Origin of the sequence: Niastella soli, from assembly GCF_017742245.1 — a bacterium.
Lineage (GTDB): Bacteria > Bacteroidota > Bacteroidia > Chitinophagales > Chitinophagaceae > Niastella > Niastella soli.
Genome location: NZ_JAGHKO010000005.1, coordinates 618,259 through 638,816 on the forward strand (window position 1 = coordinate 618,259; position 20,558 = coordinate 638,816).

The window sequence follows — 20,558 nt, forward strand, 5'->3', positions numbered from 1 at the left end:
CCTTGCGGGTTTGATAAGGTGATAAGGAAATCAAGCCATAAAGAAATTGTATGTCCTATTTGAAACCCGGTTGAATTCGGCCCTATGAAAATATGTAAGCCGAAGGCTACATGTAATTCGCGGAACTCGGAACTCTGAACTCTGAACTATAAAGAACTCTAAAATACTGCTCCATGAGAAAAGGCTACCTATTTAAATTAGTCAAAGGCTGTTTGTTTTTTCTGCTATTCATAGCTTTTCAATCAAAAGCCCAAACCGATATTACTATCGGGAACGGTACAACCGGTAATGAGAGTGACAGTTATCCCTGTCCCATCCAGGACTGGTTTGAAGGGGGGCGTGCCCAATATTTGTACCAGGCATCCGAACTCACGGCAGCAGGGATGGGACCTGGTACCATAAGCTCCATCAAGTTCAATGTGCTTGACCTGAATGGGGCGGGACTAAGCGAAAAAATGGTGATAAAGATCGGCGGTACTACGGTAGCTACTTTATCAACTGGCAGCTGGGACGATTTTACCGGAACGCCTGTTGAAACAGCACAGGCAGATTACCAGGCTGTATTAGGCACCAATGTACTTAGTTTGCCAACGCCTTTTTTCTGGAATGGGACTGATAATATCCTGATCGAGATCTGTAATGGAGAACCCGGCAATACGTCTGGGGTGTGGTATACCGAGAATCCTGCAATCGCTTTTACAACCGGGTTGTCGTTCAATGGGTCGCATACTTATATTTCAGATAACCAGGGCAATTTATGTGGCACGGTGAATACCAACAATGCGGGAGATCCAACCACGCGGCCCGATATTGTTTTTGCCTGGACGCCGGCTTCTGGATGTACGGGCAAACCAAACGCCGGTATAATTGCCAGCACCTTAACAAATGTATGTCTGGCGCAAAACTTTACACTAAGCCTGAGCGGCCAAACGGTTGCTTCGGGCATTACTTATAAATGGCAATCATCTGTCAATAACACTACCTGGACTGATATTGTCGGGGCTACGTTGTCGACGCTCACCACCAGTCAAAGTGGTACGCATTGGTACCGGGCTGTTATTACCTGTACCAATGGCGGGTTAATGGATACTTCCACCACCGTACAGGTTATTTCACCTGCATTGGTGCAGGGCATGTATACTATTAATAGTGCACAACCAACAGGCAGTACCAACTTTCAGTCGTTCAACGATGCAGTGAATTTTATGAAGTGTGGTATTAGCGGTCCGATCACTTTTAATGTGGTACCCAATAGTGGGCCGTATGCTGAACAGGTTACCATTCCCAATATCGGCGGTGCTTCCGCTATCAATACCATCACCTTTAACGGAAATGGAACCACGCTGGCCTGGAATACGTCTGACGTCAATAACCGCACGGGGATCATTCTCAATGGGGCCAAACATGTAATTTTTGATAGTCTGAATGTTGATGTATCGGCCGGTACTTATGGTTGGGGCATGGTGTTGATGAATAAGGCAGACAGCAATGTCATTCGAAGATGTACGATCACTACCAACAATACTTCTACGAGTACCAACTATGCAGGGATCCTTATAAACGGATCGGCAACCAGTACGGCTGTTTCGGGTAACAATGGTAATGGGAATCTGATCAGTGGCAATACGATCAATGGGGGTTACTATGGCATTTATGTTTATGGAAATACCAATCCTTACAATACCGGGAATATTATTGAGAAAAATAAGATCCTGGAAGCGTACAATTATTTTATGTACGTGTATGGAAATACTAACCTCACTATAACCGGGAATGATCTTTCCAGCCCGTCCCGGACATCAGTTACCAGTACCTACGGAATATTTGCTACAACCACCATCAATACGCTGATAGAAAAGAACCGGGTGCACAATTTATTCGATGGTGCCACGGGTACCGGTTCTACCGCCTATTGTATTTATTTAGCCGGCTCCGGCACCTCCCCCACACAACCAAACCGGGCTGAGAATAACCTGGTGTACAATATCAACAATGGCACCGGTACTATCTATGGCATTTATTCACCCGGTTATAACAACTGGAATATTTATCATAATACCGTTGTGCTGGATGATGCAGCTGCCACGGCAGGTACAGCTTATGGCTGTTATGTATACGGGGTCAGTGTATTCGTAAAAAACAATTTGATCTATATCACCCGCGGTGGCACGGGCACCAAGTATTGTATGTACTTCTCCACCGCCGGGGTAACCTCTGCTGCTAACAATGACCTGTACCTGAATGCCCCGGGAGGGACCAATAATTATGGCTACTACAATGTAGCCTGGGCAACCATGGCCGGCTGGCAGGGAACAGGTTTTGATCTCAGTAGTGTATCGCTCGATCCGCAGTTTGTAAATGCCGGTGCTGGTAATTACCGGCCCGCAAATGTGTTTCTCGATAATATGGGTGCTGCGGTAGGAGTGACCAGTGATATGCTGAGTGCAGCGCGTAGCAGCAGCACACCTGATATTGGTGCTTTTGAATTTACATCGGCTGCCTGTACAACGCCGCCGGTACCTGGTGCTGTGATCAGTACCGCCAATCCGATCTGTGCCGGCGTGAATTTCTCCTTAAGCCTAACCGGTGGTACCGCCGGGGCCGGACAAACCTATCAGTGGCAGTCATCACCCGATAATGTCACCTGGACAAACATACCAGGGGCCGTAAGTGCCACATACAGCACAATGCAAACCGCCAGTACCTGGTATCGTGTATCGGTTACGTGCGGTACGTTAACGGTAATCTCGAATCCATTGCAGGTGAATACGGCTGCTGTTTCTTATGCTACGCTGCCATTCACTGAAAGTTTTGAAGCAGCCTGGATAAATGGTTGCGACACACGCGATATTCCCAATAACTTCTGGCGAAGCAAACCGGGCACAGGCAATAACTCCTGGCGCCGGTATGATGATGGTGCAGCAGGCGCGTGGACCTCGCCTGCCAGTGGCGCCTATACGCCGGCAGCTTCCCATGGTAGCTTTTCGGCACGCTTCCACAGTTTCTTTGCTACCAGCGGTTCCATGGGCGCGCTTGATTTTTATGTAAACTGTAATACCGGGGTCCCTACCAAACGGTTACGGTTCGATTATATAAATACCTCTGGTGGCGATACCCTGGAAGTTTTACTGAGCACCGATGGGGGAGCCACCTTTACTCATTTGGGCGGCTATGCACTGAATACCAGTTGGAATAGGAAAGAACTCAACTTTACTTCCAATTCGGCTACAACGGTGATCCGCTTCCGTGCTACCAGTGATTTTGGTGCTACGGATATCGGCATAGATAACCTGTCGATGTACAACCTGGAAAATTGCGCGGGAACACCCGTGCCAGGTACAACTGTATCCAGCAATACGATGGTATGCCCGGGTTCGCCATTTACGCTTAGTGTAAACGGACTGCCATTACAAAATGGCCTGACCTACCAGTGGCAGTCATCACCTGATAATGTGGCGTGGACGAACATTTCCAACGCTACCGGTGAAACGCTTACTACTTCCGAAATCGCAGCCACCTGGTACCGGATATTTATTACCTGCACCAATGGTGGTCAAACGGCTTCTTCTGTTCCGGTGTTTGTGCCTATGCGGGCGCCGTTGTATACGGGCTTGCCATATTCCGAAAGTTTTGAAAATACCTGGACTAATGGTTGCGATACCCGTGATGTGCCGAATGATTTCTGGAGCAACGACCCGGCAACCGGTAATCCATCGTGGCGCAGATCTGATGATGGCGCTGCAGCCGGCTGGACCTCTACTAATGGAGCCTATACACCGGCAGCGGCGCAGGGTGTTTATTCAGCCCGCTTCCACACCTATAATTCCTCTAGTGGATCGAAGGGTAATTTCGATCTGCATATCAATGCGAGCACGGGTGCGCCCAATAAGCGATTAACTTTTAGTTATATCAATACCAGTGGCAGCGACAGCCTGGTGATTTTGTTGTCAACCAATGGGGGCGCCAGCTTTACCCGTCTGGATAGTATTGGCTCCCGCAGTGCATGGTCGCAAAAACTGATCTTCTTTAACACTACTTCAGCAACTACTGTCATCCGTTTTCAGGCTACTTCCGATTTCGGGGTTACCGATATTGGAGTGGATGATATACTGGTGGCCGATTGGCCCGATTGTTCGGGGACGCCTAATACCGGTACTGCCACTTCTTCCACCACTACCGTTTGTGTGGAACCATTTACGTTGAATGTAACGGGCATCAGTACAGGTAATGGGATAACTTATCAGTGGCAGCAGTCGACAGACAGCCTGGTCTGGACTGATATCACTGGCGCTACTGCTATTTCACTGACCAAATCACAGGTGGGCACACACTGGTATCGCCTGGTAACTACTTGTACATTTAGTAGCACAGCTGCCAACTCACTTCCGGTGAAAGTGATCTCGCCTACACCGGTTCATGGCCTCTTTACTATCAATAATACACTACCAACAAACAATATCAACAACTTTAATAATTTCAACGACGCCTATAATTTTATCAAATGTGGTATCGACGGGCCGGTAACGTTTAATGTAGAAACCGGTACAGGTACCTACAATGAACAGTTAAGCATGACGGCCATACCGGGCGCTTCGCCTGTTAATACCGTGACCTTTAAAGGCGTTGGCAATGGTGTAATTGGTTTTGCTTCCACCAATACCAACGAACGGGCGGTAATAAAACTGAAAGGTACCCGGTACATCATCCTGGACAGCCTGATCATAAATGCCAGTCTGGGTACTTATGGATACGGCGTACAACTGATGAGCAATACCGATTCGAATATTGTGCGGAACTGTACCATCAACCTGTCGACCACTTCAACTACCCAGAACTTTGCCGGTATTGTGGTAAATGGTGCCGATGCAGGCCCTGTTGCAACCGGTAATGTCTTAAGCGACTTTAACGAATTTACCGGTAATACCATTACCGGCGGCTATTATGGCATAACGCTGGTGGCCAGCTTTAACAACGGCGCAAATGGTAATAACAGGATCACGAAGAATATTATAAAAGATTTTTACTCCTATGGTATTTATGTGGCCGGTAGCTATGCCACCCTTATTGAAAAGAACAGCATCAGCCGGCCAACACGTACCGGGGTTACCGATTTCTATGGCATTTATTTTACAACAGAAAAGAATGCAGGTTGTGCCATAAGCAAGAACCGCATCTTTAATCCATTTGGCGGTGCACCCAATAGTACTGCCGCTTTCTATGGAATCAATTGTAATAATTCCAGTGGTTCAACCGGTGGAACGAATAATGAGAACATTGTAAGCAATAACCTGATCTATGAGATTAATGGCAATGGACTGGTGTATGCCATTTTCAATACGGCATCAGGTAATACCTGGTATTTCCATAATACCATTTCACTGGACAATATCACTTCAACCGCTACTGCAGCAACCAGAGGTTTTTATCAAACCGGAACTGCCGGTGGCATATTCTTCTATAATAATAATATTTCCATCACTCGCGGCGGCACCGGTATCAAGTATTGCATTTACCTGGCATCGAACCTGCCTGCCGGCGCTGATAACAACAACTATTATCTCAATGCGGCAGCGGGTACTAATGCGGTAGGATTTTATACTGCAAGCCGGGCGCAGTTGAATAACTGGCGTACTGCTACAAGCCTGGATGCAAATTCACTATCTATAACACCGGCTTTTGTTGATCCGGCTAATGGCGACTTTACGCCTGGTAATGCCGGTATCGATAATAAAGGAACCGGTATTAATGTTACAGACGATATAAAGGACCAATCCCGTAGTACTACTACACCCGATATTGGTGCGTATGAATTCACACCATCTCCTTGTACCATTCCATTGGTAAATGGAAAAGTAGATCTGTCGCCGGATACTATTTGCCAGTATAACCCTGTGTACCTCCATGTGAATATAGGTGCATTCGGCTCCGGCCAAACCTTCCAGTGGCAACAGGCTAAAACAATATCGGGGCCATGGGTCAATGTAGGGCTGCCGATGCTTACCCCAGATACCACAATTATTGCCGATACGACCAGCTTTTACCGCGTACAAATTTCCTGTGGTGTCAATACCGTATATACCGACACGGCGAAGTTGGTGGTGAACCCGGTATTGCCCAATGGTACGTATACCATTAATAAAAACGGACAAAGCACTTACATTCCAGGTAAACCCGGTGGTAACTTCCTGAGTTTTGCCGATGCAAAAGCAGCCATGGGTTGTGGTATTGGCGGTGCTATTGTATTTAATGTAGAACTGAATTCAGGGCCTTATAATGAACAATTGGTGCTGGATAGTATTCCCGGTACATCAGCCGTGAACACCATCACCTTTAATGGAAATGGCAATACCCTCAGCTTTAATGCAACCAGCAACAATCAACGTGCGGTGATAAAACTGAATGGCGCCGACCATATTATATTCGACAGCCTGGTAATAGAAGCCGGCGGGGGCACTTATGGGTATGGGGTGCAATTGATCAACAATGCCGACTCCAATACATTCCGTAAGTGTACCATTAATACGGCTCTTTCATCAACCAGTGCCAATTATGCCGGTATCGTTATCAACTCAAGTGATGCGGGTAGTATTACAACCGGTAATACGCTGTGCGATGCCAATACGTTCGACAGCAATACTGTTACCGGTGGTTATTATGGTATAACCCTCGTAGGTAATACCGCAGCTGCAGGTTTTCTCAACAACAACACCTTTACCAATAACACTATACAGGATTTCTATAACTATGGATTGTATATAGCCGGTACCAATTTTACTACGGTGGCTGGTAACACCTTTACCAGAGCCACCCGTACCAATACGGCTACCAGCGTGTATGGTATTTATGTAACTACCGCTGCCAGTAACCGGTTGAGTATTTCCAAAAACAGGTTCACCCACTTCTTTGGCGGGATCAGCGCCAATACGGCAACCTTCTACGGCGTATACCATAATAGTGTCTCGGCTACGCCGGAAGATACGGTGAGCAATAACCTGTTCTATGACCTCGATGGCAACGGGCCTGTTTATGCATTGTACAATACCGGATCATCGAACATCCGATACTATCACAATACTATTGCCATTGACAATACGATCAGTACGGCAACGGGCGTAAGCGTAGGGTTCTATCATACCACTACTGCAACCGGCATTCAGTTCGTGGATAATATTGTTACCATCACCAGGGGTGGCACCGGCGCCAAACACGCCATATATCTCAATTCCACCACCAGTGAAGTATTGTCTAACAACAACGATCTGTATGTAAATGCTACGAATGCACATGTAGGTTTTTACACCGCCAATCGTACTACACTGGCCGATTGGCAAACCGCCACCACCAAGGATGCCAGTTCGTATAGTCTGAATCCGCTGTATACCGATATTAATACCGGTAATTATATGCCGCTGCTGGCCGCCCTCGATAATAAGGGTACACCGGTTGGCATCACAACGGATATTTTGAATGTGGTGCGTTCAACCACTACACCGGACCTGGGCGCGTATGAGTTTGCTCCATTGCCATGTGCCAACCCGCCAGTGGCAGGTACCGCCATTGCCACGCCTTCATCAGGCTTGTGTCTGGAAATGCCAATAGCCCTGAACGTAACCGGTCATTCACCGCTGGGGGCCATTACCTTCCAATGGCAATCGTCACCCGACGGGCAAAACAACTGGACCAACATCAGTCCGGTCCAATACTTCCCGCAATTCAACACCAAGGCAGGTTTGAGCACCTGGTATCGTGCCGCTGTAACCTGTACCGGAAACACCGTGTATACAACGCCGATACAGATAACCCTGAATAATATTCTGCTGACGGGCCGGTATACCATCGATCCTGCAGGGGGAACGGCCTTACCCAACTTCACTTCCTTCCAAAGTGCGGTGGATGCCTTGTTGTGTGGGATCAGCGGACCAATTGTATTCGATGTAAAGGCCGGTACCTATAACGAACAGATAAGAATTCCTTATATACCCAATACCTCATCGGTGAATACAGTAACCTTTGAGAGTGAGTCTGGCGTGGCCAGCTCCGTGAACCTGACTTTTGATGCTACCACCGCTGCTAATTATACCTTGAAGCTGGACAGTACCCGTTATTTCATCTTTAAGGACCTGACCATCAGCGGCACCAATACCTCGTTTGGCCGCGTGGTAGAACTGGCCAATACCGCTTCGTTCGACAGCATTGTAAACTGTATCATTACTGCGCCGGTCACTACGGTGGCTACCAACGCTATTGCGGGTATTTATGCCAGCCAGTTAAAAGGTACCAATAATGTGATCAAAGGCAACACCGTCAATAATGGCGCTTCAGGGATCTACTTTACAGGTACAGGCACTGGCGCCAACTTAACGCCCGATCATGTGATCGATAGCAATACCGTGAACAACGCCTGGCAGAATGGGATCTATACCGCTAATATCAAAAGACTTCAGCTCAATAAAAATACGGTGACTGTAAATGGCCCGGTTAGTGCAACGGCCTATGGCATTTTTGCAACAGATTGCGATTCGTCGTACAATATAACCGGTAACCATGTTAACATAAGTAATACTGCTACCATAGTATATGGCGTGGCATTGTTGAATAGCGACAGTTCACTCACTGCTCGTGGCAAACTGGCCAATAATATAGTGACGGCAGTTAATAATAACACCGGTACGTTGTATGGGATCTATCTGAGCACATCGCCAGGTGTTCTGGTCAGGAACAACGTAGTAGCGCTACAAACAACCGGTGCGGCTTCGTATGGGATGTACCATAACAATTTCAGTGTGGCTGATTATTTCAATAACAGCATTAACAGTACATCGGCTACTACCACCAACAACCACGCCATGTACCTGCTGAATACAACGGCGAATGCGGTTCAATTACGTAATAATATTTTCTCAGCAAAAGGTGGTGGCGTAGCCCTGTATGTGAACAACAGCAGTCAATCCCTTACCAGTGATTACAATATGCTGTATACCACCGGGCCCACCCTTGTACAAAGAGCAACCCCGGCAGGTTTATTTGCTACCCTGGCCGATTGGAAGAATGCATCTTACTGGGATAAATATTCCCTTGTATATACACCGGCCTTTGTAAGTGATAACGACCTGCATCCCGACCTTACTAGCCCTGATGTGTGGGCCATGCATGGCCGTGGGGTGCAAATAGCCGGCAACGATCGCGATATAAACGATTCTATCCGTCCGGTAACACTTACGCAAGGCGTTCCTGATCTGGGTGCCTGGGAGTTCTTCCCAATAGCGCAGCCAACCCTGTTGACTGCAACACCCGCAACACCGGTGGCCAACCAGTTACAGACATTTATGTATGGTACAGATACGGTGATGAAGATCACCTGGGGGCCAACTGCGCCAACGACGCTGGAAGCCCGTCGATTCTCGGGTGTAGTGCCGGCAGGGCTGGTGTCACGTCCTGATTCCATGTTCTTCTATACAAAAGTGGAGATCCCCGGTGGTGGTAATTATGATTACAATATGGAGTTGTTCTACCTCGATCCATGGCAGGGGTCCATCCCTGATCAAAACCAATTGGGGCTTGGAAAAACAACCGTGTCCAATGCCTGGGTGGTTGGCTTTAGCAGTCGTGTTGATGTGTTGAAGAAAAAGATCACGCAAACTTCAGTGAATTATATCGATCGCTTTACCGGATTGATCAATCCTTATGCACCACCGGTGCTGCCTGAAAAAGACAGTTCGAACCGTGGTAAACATTTCTGGGTGGGTTACCAACGGAGTTGGGATTTTAATCCCGGTTCCAATACACAGGAAATGGTATTGTATATGAGCACCACCGATCAACCGGCCAATGTACAGGTACGCATCAATGGTACCAGCTGGGTACGGAATTATGTGATACCGCCATACACAACCAAAGCCTCTGACTTTTTACCGAAAACCGGTTTGGATGATGCCCGGCTGATGGATGAAGGTTTATACCACCGCGGCATCAGTATCGTGAGCGATGTGCCCATTACCGCCTACGCACATATTTTTGCCAGTACCAACTCGGGCGCTACCATGTTGTTCCCGGTTGGGGTATGGGGATATGAATATTACTCGCTGAACAACCGGCAGAATTACAGCAACACCGGCGCCTATACAACAATAATGGTGGTGGCCGATAAGGATAATACCATAGTAGAGATCACCCCATCTGTTCCCACACTGGGTGGCAAACCAGCCAATGTTCCCTTCAGAATAACCTTAAATGCTGGTGATGTATACCAGGTGCTGGGTGCTATGATCAGCGGCAGTGAGGGCTATGACCTTACCGGTTCTATAATAAAATCTATTCCAAATGCCAACAACGAATGTCATCCCATTGGCGTGTTCACCGGAAGTTCACGTACTTCTTTAGGTTGTAGCGCCAGTATAGGCTCATCGGGCGACCTGTTCCTGCAACAGACCTTCCCGTACTCAGCCTGGGGTAAAAGATACCTGACTGCACCCACCTCAACCAGTGGCAGCATCAGCACCCTGATGACAAATATTTACCGCATCCTGGTAAAAGATCCTACAACTGTAGTGAAACGAAACAATATTCAATTTGCCTTTAACACTTTGATCGATAACCGCTATTATCAATATGAAAGTACTACAGCAGATATTATTACAGCAGATAAACCGGTTACCATGGTACAGTATATGTCGTCCTCAGGCAGCTGTCCAAATACCAGTGGTGATGGTGATCCGGAAAGTAATATCCTGAGCCCGGCGGAACAGGCTATCAATGGTTTCTCCGGCTTCTATCGCAATAACCGCGACGCTATTGATATCAACTATTTAACGCTCATTATTCCCGATGCGGGTATGGCGTCGCTGAAAATTGATGGAGTAGGCTGGGCTGCCATCCCTGCTGCTGATAAATACAGTTATGCACATTCGCAGCCTGGTTATACGGTGTGTGTCAAAAAATGGCCGGCCGGGGCAGGTCAAAGCTCTATAGAAAGCGATTCAAATTACCTGGGGCTTGTATATGGATTGGGTAGCGTGGAAAGCTATGGTTACAATGTGGGCACTATGGTGAAAACATTACAGGGATTGGGCACCATCTCCAATACGTTGAACAATGGCGCTAAAGCAGACTATACCTGTTCAGGCACACCATTCCGGTTCACTGGTTACCTGCCATTCATCCCCAATGCGCTTACCTGGAAGCTAAGCCGTGTACCTGGCTTAACTCCGAATGCCGATGTGACCGTAAATGCACCGGTGCCAAGCGACAGCGTATTGTTAAATGGAAAGATGAACTATCTATTCCCGCTGAACCAGGATTATACTTTTACCAACCCAGGTGTATACTCCGTAGAAATTATCTACGATCACCCTGATATTGAAAGCTGTGACCACACAGGCCGCGACCTGATCTATGTGCAGGTGGTGCCAGCGCCCAAAGCTGACTTTGCCATTAACTTCTCTGGTTGTGTGAAAGATGTAGCTGAGTTTACAGGAGAGAACAATGCGCAAAATGGTATTGCAGTGAACCAGTGGAAATGGGCCTTCCATGATGGTACGCGCGCAAACGGACAAAAAGTTACTTACACCTATAAAACGCCAGGCACTTATACCGAAGAACTGCAATCGATCACTGCCGATGGCTGTATTGGCGATACTACCAAACAAATAGTGGTGAAACCGATACCAGTATTGACAGTTAAGCCGGTTACTGTATGTACCGGCGGCGATACCACGCTTTCAGTGGAAAATCCCAATGCGGGCGCTACCTACACCTGGTATACCTCAGAAACAGGTGGAACAGTGGCAGGAACAGGTACTTCCTTAAAAATTAGCCATGTAACAACCGAGACCGATTATTATGTACAGGAAACCTCCACAACAGGTTGTAGTTCGGAAAGAACAAAAGTGTCAGTGACCGTACAAAGCTCCATTCCGGCACCAGAGGTCAAAGTTGATTCAATAGGGGCTAACCTGGTTCGCTTTACGTGGATTGCAGTACCAGGCGCTACCGGTTACCAGGTGTCGCTGGATGGTGGCAACAACTGGTCTACACCTTCTTCAGGTTCAACCGGATTGAGCCACACCGTAGCAGGTTTACAACCACTGCAAACAGTGACCATCATTGTAAAAGCGATGAGTGCCTGCGTGGAAGCGAAGTCTGTTCCCGTATCACAACAGGTATTGCCCGATGGCGTGTTCATCCCCAACAGCTTTACGCCCAATGGCGATGGATTGAATGATATGCTGAAAGTGTATGGATATAAGATCAGGGAATTGAAACTGGTCGTGTTCAATCAGTGGGGTGAGAAGTTGTTTGAATCAAGCGATCAAAGCCGTGGCTGGGATGGTACGTACAAAGGCAAGGTGCAGCCAACAGGGGTATACATGTACGTGTGTCGCCTGGTGTTGACCGACGGAACGGTGGTGGATAAGAAAGGAGCGATCAACTTAATTAGATAAAGGCAGACGGCAGACGGTAGACGGCAGACGGCAGACGGCAGACGGCAGACGGCAGACGGCAAACGGCAGACGGCAAACGGCAGGTTCGCCTCTTCCGCCTGGCGGCGGATTCGGCAGAGAGGAAGACCTGTAAGGTGCATCATTTGAGGCTGAATAAGTAGAGGGTTGCATTGCTCCTGACAGGTCTTCTCGAGAATTCTGAAATAGACCAGACCTGTCAGGTTCGCTTAAGCACGCTGTAAGTTCAAGACCCGATGGCGAACCTTACAGGTCTTCTCTGACAAACAAAGCAGCATTTAAGAAATTAAAGAAACTATATGGAGATCATAAGAAAACATAAAAGGGATGTGCGACTGGTTGGCACCAGCTTGCTGTGGTTGGTATTTCTTTTATCTGGTTTGCATAGCAAAGCCCAAAACGTATCGAACCGGGGAACGGAATTCTGGGTAGGGTATGGGCATCACCAGTTCATGGAACAGGGCACTAATAACATGAACATGGTATTATACCTGAGTGCCGAAGACCAGCCTGCAACAGTTACGGTAACGCTCGATAGCAGCGGCCCCTTTGTAGCCACCTGGTGGCGCAAAACCTATACAATACCAGCTTATTCAGTCATTAAATCAGATATCATTCCCAAAGGACCGGTTAATGTAGTGGCGGCCCCGGGTGACCCATTGAGCGATCCCAATTATGATGCCCGGTTGTTTTCAGATCCGCCACCTGCCGGTACAGGCGGGGCCGGGGTGTTCAGAAAAAAAGGCATTCATATAGAAAGCAATGTGCCTATAGTTGCGTATGCCCATATTTATGGTAATGCGTCTTCCGGCGCCACCATGTTGTTACCGGTTACTGCCTGGGGGTATTCTTATGTGTCGCTCAACAGCCGGCAGGACTATGGCAACGACTGTTACAACTGGATGTATGTGATAGCCAGTAAAGATAATACGGTGATACAGGTAACGCCTTCTGTATTAACCAGGGCCCAGGATAAATCGGGTTTGAAACCCGGTGTTACTTCTACCATAACCTTAATGAAAGGTCAGATCTATCAGGTGGTGGGTGCCAATGATGGAGCTGATGCAAACGGGAACGGTGGTACCGCCAGTTCCGGTAAACAACTAACGGGTACCACTGTGCGGTCGATGGCCAATGGCGCCAACGATTGTAATCCCATTGCTGTTTTTGCCGGCAGTAGCCGTACGCTCAATCCGGCCAGTTGCGGCAGTGGGGGTGGGGATAATGATAACCAGCAATTATTTCCGCAACATGCCTGGGGTAAACGGTACCTCACCGCACCGTTCTCCGGATCAGGCACTTCCATGGCATTTTCAAGAAGCACGTATAAGGTAGCGGTAAGGGACCCGACCACCGTTGTAAAAGTGAACAATCAGCCGATCACCGGCGCGCCCTGGAACGCAACCCTTGTCAACGGGAATTATTATGTATATGAAAGCGCCTCTGCCGATCTTGTTGAAGCAGATAAACCCATTGAAGTAATGCAATTCATGACCGGTGGTAATTGTTTGGGAACTATTGGCGGCGGGGGCGATCCGGAAATGGTGGTGTTGAGCCCGGTTGAACAGGCTATTAAAAGCGTTGGGTTTTTCCGGAATAATAATCAAAACATTACGGTGAATTATGTAACCGTAATTGTGCCCACATTGGGGATAGGTTCATTAAGAATTGGGGGCAGTGGGATGTTCAGCGCACAGTACGCACACCCCAATATGCCGGGTTATTCGGTAGTTATACAGCGATGGAACTGTAACCCGCCCCCGGCTGCGCCGTTAGGGCAATGCCTGGTTACCTGTGACTCTGCTTTTACAGGTATTACGTATGGATTGGGAAGCGTGGAAAGCTATGCCTACAACGTAGGTACTTACCTCAACAACCTGAATGCGGTAGGCAGTGTGCACAACGAACCCGATACAACCAATGGCGGTAAGAACCCCAATCAATTTACCTGTGTAAATACACCGGTAAAACTATCTGCGCTTATTCGCTACCAACCCCTGAAACTGGTATGGAATATTAATTCATTGGGCGGGGTTGTTACACCCAATGCCAATGAAACGATGGACCCTGCTTCCTCTTATTTTGATGGTACGGTAACCCTGAATGGGATCACTTATTATAAATATACCTTGTCTGGCTCCTATAATTTCAATACGCCAGGGACGTATACTATCCTTATAAAGTCAACCAGTCTTTCGTTAGACAATTGTAACAATACAGAAGAATTAAAGATCTCGATAGAGGTGAAGCCCCGGCCCACTGCCGATTTTACCTTCTCACACCCGACCGGATGTATAAAAGATGCAGTAGTGTTTACCGGTCCGGCTTCTACGGGCGCCTATACCATTGGGCAATGGAAATGGACATTCCCTGATGCTACTACTGATGGCGCGCAAAACCCTACCAAAATATTTTCTGCTGTAGGCACGCAGAATGTGAAACTGGCTGTTGTGACCGCCGATGGATGTATGGCTGATATTACCAAACCCATTACCATCTTTGCGCCACCGGTAACTACATTGAATGCAACGCCATCGACCATTTGTGAAGATGGCAGTATTACATTTAGTGAAACCTCGTCTTATGGCGGTCCGGCACCCATAAACAGCTGGTATTGGGATTATGGCAACAATACCACTGCCACCACTGCCAATGGCAATGCCCAAACAGTGGTATATCCGGCGTATGGCGCTTACACCGCCAGACACGTAGTGAAGGTGAGCAATGCCTGTGTGAGTGATACGGTTACCGTGCCGGTTACCGTATATGCAAAACCGAAACCAGGGTTTAGTTACCCGGCTGGTTGTTTGCCCGATAATGGCATTGTACAATTTACGGATACTACCAGGGTTCCCGATGGCCAGGCCATCAGCAGTTGGAACTGGGTCTTTGGTGATCCGGGGGCTACACCTGCTAACCCTAATACCGCTACGGGACAAAATCCATCACATACTTATTCATTTGGAAATTATACCATCCAGTTGAGCGTAACTACGGCCAACGGATGTACAAAAGATATTTCGGTGCCTGCCAGCTTTAGTTTGCGGCCCCGATTGAATTACCCGGCATTAAACGCCATTTGCGCCAGCCAGTCGACACCAGTCAATATTGCTCTCGCTACGGTTACCAATGGGGTGCCTGGCAATGGAGTATACAGCGGGCCAGGTACAACAGCGACTGGTAGCTTCAGGCCTTCCGTTGCAGGGGCCGGTACACACACCATCACTTATACCTTTACTACAACGGGCGGGTGTACCGAATCGGTGACCAGTGCTATTACAGTATATCCAAAGCCAACGGCAGTGTTTACAGTCAATCCGGATATCTGTTTGAACGGGTCTGTCCTTATCGACGATCAGTCAACCCTTACATCGGGGGCCATTACTTCCTGGCGGTGGGATCTGGGGGATGGCAACTGGGTATCGCGCAATAACAATACTGCGTTTACACACACATGGTCTACATACAAACAGTATGCTGTAAAGCTGGTTGCCGTGAGTGATAGGGGGTGCACCAGTGATACAGTCACCCGGATGGTAACAGTACATCCGCTGCCGGTAGCTGATTTTAGTTTACCTGCAGCGGTATGTATGCCGGGTGGGGCGGCCGTGTTCAAAAATGCCTCTACGGTAGCAGATAACTCAACGCTTACTTATACCTGGGATTTTGGCGATAACAGTCCGTTATCACGTGTAACTGATGCCAGTCATGTGTATAGTGCGGCTGGTTCATATGCTGTGCAATTGCGGGCTACTTCTGCCTTTGGTTGTATTAATAGCGTAACCAAAACATTGCAATCGTTTTATAATAAACCCATCGCTGCCTTTACGGTTGCGCCCGATACTTTATGCCAGGGCAGTATTACGGAGTTTAGCGATGCAAGCACTACCAGCAACAGTCCTATACAGCAATGGAGCTGGGACTTTGGTGATGGCAGTGCTTCCGGTAAAAAAGACCCGGTGATAACCTACCAACAACCGGGCAATTATACAGTACAATTAAAAGTGACCAATGGGGTTGGTTGTGTTTCAGAACCATTCTCTAAAAAAGTGGTCGTATACCTGCAACCGGTTATCGATGCGGGACCCTCGTTCATTGTGCCCCAGGGAACGGTGGTGCAGTTCAATCCTACTGCCAATGATTCCACCGTACTCACTTTCCGGTGGTCGCCCGGAACAGGCTTGAGTAATCCAAATGTGTTACGTCCCCTGTTACAGGCGATGGTTGATGAAACCTATACACTCACGGCCATGGGTGAAGGACAATGTATTGCTTCAGATGAGCTGAAAGTAAAAATATTGAAACCCGTGCTGGTGCCCAATGCCTTCTCGCCCAATGGTGATGGTGTTCATGATGTATGGAATATCAAAAACCTGAGCGATTATCCCGGTTGTACGGTGGAAGTGTTTAACCGCTATGGGCAACGGGTATTTTACTCGGCAGGTTATGGTACACCCTGGGATGGAACGGTAAGCGGTAAGTCTTTGCCCATGGCTACTTATTATTATGTCATTCATTTAAAGAATGGTTTTGCACCTAGGACAGGGTCTGTGACGGTTATTAAGTAGTAGGAAGAAGGTTGAAAGGAAGACCTGTAAGGTGTATCATTCGAGGCTGAATAAGCAGTGGGCTTAATTGCACCTGACAGGTCTGGTTTAAAAATAAGACCTGTCAGGTCTGGTTCAAGCATAAGACCTGTCAGGTCTGTTCATCACGCTGACCTGGCAAGTTCAAAAGGCAGACCTTACAGGTCTATACAATTCAAAATCAAAAACTACACGCAATGAGAAAGAGCATATTATTACTGGCAATCTCCTTGGTAGCGCTGTCAATAAAAGCACAGGTCGATCCGCATTTTTCACAATACTACGTATACCCGGCCTGGCTGAACCCGGCGTTAACCGGCGCTTTTGATGGGGATTATCGCATCTCGGGGATCTACCGGTCGCAGTGGGGAAATATCAGCAGTCCGTTTACGACGCCGGGGGTAGCGGTTGATTTCACTACCAATAAAAATTCCAGTTTCGGCGCCAGTGTCCTGAATCAATCGGCTGGCGATGGCGGGTATAATTATCTCACTGCCTATGGGAGTTACGCGTACAATGGCGTGCGGTTTGGCCCGCAGGAATATCACCGTATTGTGATGGGGATGCAGATCGGGTTTGTGCAACGCCGCTTCAATCGCTCGAAGCTTTCCTTTGGTGATCAATGGAACCCGATAACAGGATACAACCCAGGCGCTCCGTCTGCAGAAGCGTTCAGTAGAACGTCCGCTACTTCTTTTGATGCGGCGGCTGGTATTTTGTACTACGACGCACAACCTGGTAAAAAGTTAAATGCATTCGGTGGCTTCTCGGTATCGCACCTTACCCGGCCTGATGATCAGTTCAGTGAATCGGGTGATGCCCGTTTGCCGATGCGGTTTACGGTCCATGGCGGGGTGCGTATTGCATTGTCAGATATACTCAGTTTAACACCTAATATATTATACCTGAAACAGGGAAAGGCGCAGGAGAAAATGCTGGGCGCGTATGTCCGCCTGATAGCAGCACCGGGGACGGATGTGATGCTGGGCGCTAATTACCGCTTTAAAGATGCGTTATCACCCTTTGTTGGCTTTGCACATAAAAATTTAGTGCTTGGAGTGAGCTATGATGTGAATACATCTGATCTGGGGAAAATGGCACATGGCTCCAACAGTTTTGAGATCTCTTTATCCTTTATTGGAAAGCGATCGGTTAAAACACCAGAAATAGAGTTTGTCTGTCCGCGCTTATAGTCATAGGTACACCAATGTCCTGGAAACCTGGCGGTTGGTTTCTACCAACTGCCTTATTTAAAACAATACCCTGTCAATATAAAAGAAGAAGTATGAAAAAGATCTTTATCACCGGGCTCATCAGTTGTTGCTTTTTTGCAGCCAGGGCCCAGTATACATACGATTATTTGCGTGCAGCAGATAATTACTATAAAAAAGCCGATTATTATTCTGCGGCCCAGTATTATGAAAAATACCTGGGCACAGCTGCGCAGAAATTAAAAAAAGAAGAATACAGTCCGTATACTGTTCCTTCTTCTGCCGTGAAAAAAAACAGTACACCGGTAAGCAGCCGCCAGCTGGCGCTGTATCGGGTGGCCGAAAGTTATCGCCTGTTGCATGATCATGCCAAAGCAGCTGCGTATTACAATCAAACCCTGGAAGCCAATGCTACCGAATTTCCACTGGCCCGCTACTATTACGCCGTGGAGTTGCGTGCACAGGCCAGTTATGATCAGTCAGAAAAAGAGTTTACCCGTTTCCTGGATGAACATACGGCAGATGACCCTTATACGGAATCAGCGAAAAAAGAATTGATGAGCCTGCGCTTTATTCAGACCCAGTTAAAAAAGAAAGACCTGAAACTGTACAACGTACAAAAGGCGGCCACTCCCCTTAATGTGGAAGGCGCCAATTATGCACCGATATGGTTGAACGATAATACCTTGTTATTTACTTCTACCCGTATTGACAGCACAAGTAAGGATCTGTCACATATTAACCGCGTATACACCACCCCGGTAACAGACGGCGTAACAGGTGCGATAAAGCCCCTGCCATTACCGCAAACCGGTAATGTGCACCAGGGTGTGGTGACCCTTACTCCGGAGGGGAATACACTCTTTCTCACCCGTTGGACAGTTACAGGCGGTAAAAAGATCTCGGGTATTTATAGCAGTCACAAAAATGGCAACGACTGGAGCGAACCGGTGTTGCTCGACAGTCTGATCAATGCTGCCGGTTCCAGCACGCAGCAACCTTTTGTTATGCCAGGTGGAAAATACCTGCTGTATGCCAGTGACAAACCCGGCGGATTTGGTGGGTTCGATCTTTGGTATGCCGAACTGGATGAAACTGGTAAACCGGTAAGTACAGCCAATATGGGACCGGTGATCAATACGGCTTTTGATGAACAGGCGCCCTATTATCATGCACCTTCTTCCACACTTGTTTTTTCTGGCAATGGCCGCGTAGGTATGGGTGGTTATGATTTCTATTACAGCAAAGGAAATATCGATGCCTGGGCGCAACCGGTAAACTTTGGTTATCCGGTAAACTCTGTAAAAGATGATATCTATTTTGTGAGTAAAGGCGGCGTGCGAAATGTGCTGGAAGATGTTTGGCTCAGTAGTGACCGGGAAGCAACCTGTTGCCTTGAACTGTTCTATTTGAGAAAAATCCTACCTCGTAAGCAGGTGAGCGGACAGGTTGTTGCCTGTGAAGATAAGCAACCGTTGCCTGGCGTAACTATCAATATTCTGGATACCATTCAAAATAAAGTGGTGTATACCCAAACCACTACAGGGGATGGTAACTACGCTTTTACCCTCGACGAATTTCAACCGTTAAAGGCCGTTGCTACCATAAGCGGGTATGGCAATGGGGCGTTGCCTTTTTATACCCCGGTTGATGAGGAATCAGATCAATTGATCAATCCGGCTATTTGTTTAATAAAGGATGTGCCACCGGTTAATGAGGCCATTGTAATAGATAACGTGTATTATGATTTTGATAAAGCCACGCTTAGAAAAGAATCTTATGAAGCATTGGATAAGTTATTAGGGTTGTTGACCACACATCCCGAGATCACCATTGAGCTCAGTGCGCATACGGATAACAAAGGCAGTGAGGAATACAATCAACGCCTGTCTGAAGCCCGCGCCCGCGCCTGCGTAGCCTATCTTATCAGCAAAGGAATTGATAAAAACCGCCTCCAGGCAAAGGGGTATGGTTCGTTACAACCTATTGCGCCTAATGTGAATGAAGATGGATCTGATAATCCGGAAGGTAGACAGAGGAACAGGAGGACAGAGTTTAAGGTGGTGGGTAAGAATTGACCAGTTACTTTAAGTTTTTAGGTTCGTAGGTTATTAAGTTATTAGGTTATTAAGCTATTAGGTTATTTGAGTAAGGATGGCCATTAATTTAAAATGCGTTCCAAATAAAGCGTCTGGGTGCCTGCAGTCAGAGACTTGAAACTAGTAACACAGAACTTAATAACCCAATAACCCAATAACCAGCATGTTATTTCAACTGCGATTTCTTACTTACTTATTGACTAC

The 20,558-nt window shown here is 47.5% G+C and carries 4 protein-coding genes; all 4 read left to right on the plus strand.

Features of this window, described 5'->3' with window-relative positions; translation table 11 throughout:
* Positions 1-173 precede the first annotated feature (173 nt).
* The 4 genes from J7I42_RS22960 to J7I42_RS22975 all read left to right on the plus strand — a co-directional run bounded on the left by J7I42_RS22960 (position 174) and on the right by J7I42_RS22975 (position 20,333).
* Positions 174-12,440 carry an Ig-like domain-containing protein gene (locus J7I42_RS22960; protein WP_209141217.1) on the plus strand — a complete coding sequence of 4,089 codons (12,267 nt, stop codon included), beginning with the start codon at positions 174-176 and terminating at the stop codon, positions 12,438-12,440.
* A gap of 317 nt (positions 12,441-12,757) precedes the next feature.
* On the plus strand, positions 12,758-17,026 hold the full coding sequence (locus tag J7I42_RS22965; RefSeq protein ID WP_209141218.1) for a PKD domain-containing protein: 4,269 nt from the start codon (positions 12,758-12,760) through the stop codon (positions 17,024-17,026).
* Between the two features lie 215 nt (positions 17,027-17,241).
* The gene (locus tag J7I42_RS22970; RefSeq protein ID WP_209141219.1) at positions 17,242-18,237 is read left to right on the plus strand and encodes a PorP/SprF family type IX secretion system membrane protein; all 996 of its coding nucleotides are present in this window, start codon (positions 17,242-17,244) and stop codon (positions 18,235-18,237) included.
* A gap of 92 nt (positions 18,238-18,329) precedes the next feature.
* Positions 18,330-20,333 carry an OmpA family protein gene (locus tag J7I42_RS22975; RefSeq protein WP_209141220.1) on the plus strand — a complete coding sequence of 668 codons (2,004 nt, stop codon included), beginning with the start codon at positions 18,330-18,332 and terminating at the stop codon, positions 20,331-20,333.
* Positions 20,334-20,558: the final 225 nt, after the last annotated feature.

Excerpts from the sequence above, each read along its gene's own strand:
- J7I42_RS22960 (WP_209141217.1), top strand. The coding sequence starts at position 174 with ATGAGAAAAGGCTACCTATTTAAATTAGTCAAAGGCTGTTTGTTTTTT.
- J7I42_RS22965 (WP_209141218.1), top strand. The coding sequence starts at position 12,758 with ATGGAGATCATAAGAAAACATAAAAGGGATGTGCGACTGGTTGGCACC.
- J7I42_RS22975 (WP_209141220.1), top strand. The coding sequence starts at position 18,330 with ATGAAAAAGATCTTTATCACCGGGCTCATCAGTTGTTGCTTTTTTGCA.
- J7I42_RS22970 (WP_209141219.1), top strand. The coding sequence starts at position 17,242 with ATGAGAAAGAGCATATTATTACTGGCAATCTCCTTGGTAGCGCTGTCA.